The 2,145-nt window shown below is 73.5% G+C and carries 2 protein-coding genes and 1 pseudogene; 1 reads left to right on the top strand and 2 read right to left on the bottom strand.

Annotated features, from left to right (window positions below; all coding sequences use genetic code 11):
• Nucleotides 1-876: pseudogene (locus tag AB0O00_RS36780) on the bottom strand (hypothetical protein); the annotation flags it as partial.
• Nucleotides 877-1,101: 225 nt separating this feature from the next.
• Nucleotides 1,102-1,707, bottom strand: coding sequence for a transglutaminase family protein (locus tag AB0O00_RS36775; RefSeq protein ID WP_363659050.1), 606 nt, complete (start codon nt 1,705-1,707; stop codon nt 1,102-1,104).
• Between the two features lie 166 nt (nt 1,708-1,873).
• On the opposite strand from AB0O00_RS36775, the gene AB0O00_RS36770 reads away from it, so the two are divergent.
• On the top strand, nt 1,874-2,145 hold a 272-nt coding region (locus tag AB0O00_RS36770; protein ID WP_363659049.1), incomplete at its 3' end, for an alpha/beta fold hydrolase.

The following is a 2,145-nucleotide window of genomic DNA, read 5'->3' as shown; positions in this document are numbered from 1 at the left end:
GACGCGGGGCACGTGGCCGGTGTCGGCCAGTGCGAGCAGCATGGCGTGTTCGCGGCGCAGGCGGGTGACCGCGTCCTCGCCGCGGCCGTCCGTCCCGGCGAGCGGGCGGGCCTCCTTCAGGACGACCTTCTCGCCGGTGGCCGGGTCCTTGGCCGCGTAGACGCCGCCGCCGTTGGAGAAGTGCAGGGGTTCCAGTTCCGTGTACGGCATGTCGGCGTGGCCGGCCTTGGCGAACTCGTCGATGCGGTCCTGGACGAAGACCGGGACGTCCACCCACTCGGGCACGGTGAAGTAGGCCGTGCGCCGGTCGGGGACGAGCGTCCCGTCCGGGGCGGTGATGGCCATGACGCGCTTGCCGTCCGCGTCGTCGGCCCACAGTTCGGCGAAGCCGCCGTAGCGCAGGAAGACCGGGCTGGAGTCGTTCCAGCGCAGGTCGGAGAGGATGTAGGGGCCGCGGTGGCCGTCCAGGGCCGCGGCGAGTTCCTCCAGGAGGTCCTTCAGTTCCGCCTCGCCCGTGGGGTAGACGGCGATGAACTTTCCGGCCGAACCCCGGTGGGCGTACTTGGAGTTGAAGGCGCCGAGGAGGGTGCTGCTGCGCAGGAACTTGAAGTCGGTCCGTCGGCGGGCGCAGATGGCGGCGACGGTGTCCAGGACGGCCTGGGCGGTGTCGGCGGTGGTCGAGACGTGGATCTTCCAGCCCTGTGCGGGAAGCGCCTTGCCGTAGCCGACCCGCACCCACACGTCACGGCCCGCGCCCAGCTGCCCGTCGCCGATGTCCGGCGGGCGCCAGCGGGTGTGCGCGTCGTCGACGCGCTCGGGCGAGTCGTAGAACAGCGGGTGCGCCAGCGCATGCAGGTCGAAGCCTGTCAGTCCCACCGGATTCTCCTCGGAAGTGCTCGTGTCCTGCCAGCGGGAGACGGAAGGGGGACGCACGGGGCGATCGGGTTTCCATCGGCCGGCCCTGGGGGCTTGCGGTGGCAACTCTGCGAGGCGTTCGTCAACAGGTGATATACGGAGGGTTCACGGGCTGTTGACGGCCCGTCGGTTGTGTCCGGCGGGCCGTCGCGGCAGTGGACCGGCGCCCGGGGCGGGCGCCGGGTTTCAATCGCCGGTGCTTGTCCCGGGGAGGGTGCTTGTCCCGGGGAGGTCGGACGGCAGGTAGCCGAAGCCGGGCCGGCCCGGCGTCGCCTGGGCGAGTGCGTGGAGCAGTGCGGCCGGCGGGGCGGTGAGGATGCCGGGGTAGTCGCGTTCGCCGAGGTCGGGGCGGACGGGCCAGGCCAGGCGTTCGGTCCGCAGGTCGTACTGCGCGTCCACGCCCTCGCGGTTGCCCCGGGCGTCCAGGCGGGACCAGCGGCCGTCCAGGTGCACGGCGTTGAGGGCGTGCAGGACGAAGCCGCCGTCGCCGTCCTCCAGCCGCTGGTAGCACAGGCCGGTCGGCACGCCCTGTGCCCTCAGCAGGGCGGCCAGCAGATGGGACTTGCCGTGGCAGATCGCGTTGCCCGCGGCCAGGACGTCGGAGGCGCGGTAGGCCCCGCTGTACGCGCCCGCGTCGGCGGAGTGGGCCACCCGGTCGCGGACGTGGTGGAAGGCCGCCTCGGGGGTGGCCAACTCGGCGGCCAGCTGCCGCAGTTCGGGGTGTCGATGGTCGATCGCCTCGTCCGCCGCGAGGTAGGCGGCGAGGTCGTCGGTCTCCGGTTGCAGGATCATGGTGCCCACGCTGCCGCGCGCACCGCCCGCCGCGGGCGGAATTCCACTCCCTGGACGGGGGCGGGGGCGCCGCCGCTGTCGTAGCGTCCGGGCGGCGGCGCGGTGTCGGTGGGGCCCGATAGCGTCGGGGGGAGCACGGACGAACACGTGCAGAAGGAGGACGACGATGGCGACCTTCACGCTCGTTCCCGGTGCCGACGGGCGGGCCTGGTTCTGGCACCGGCTGGTGCCCGAACTGCGGGCCCGGGGGCACGACGTGATCACCATGGACCTGCCGGGCGACGACGGCGCGGGCCTGGAGGAGTTCGCGCGGGCCATCGTCTCGGCGGTGGAGCGGCACGCCGGCCTCACCGGGCCGCTCGTGCTGGTGGCGCAGTCCCTCGCGGGCTTCTCGGCGCCGCTGGTGTGCGGGCGGCTGCCGGTGCCCGTCGCCGAGCT

This window comes from Kitasatospora sp. NPDC093558 (assembly GCF_040683475.1).
Lineage (GTDB): Bacteria > Actinomycetota > Actinomycetes > Streptomycetales > Streptomycetaceae > Kitasatospora.
This window is presented reverse-complemented; position numbering and strand designations above follow the sequence as displayed.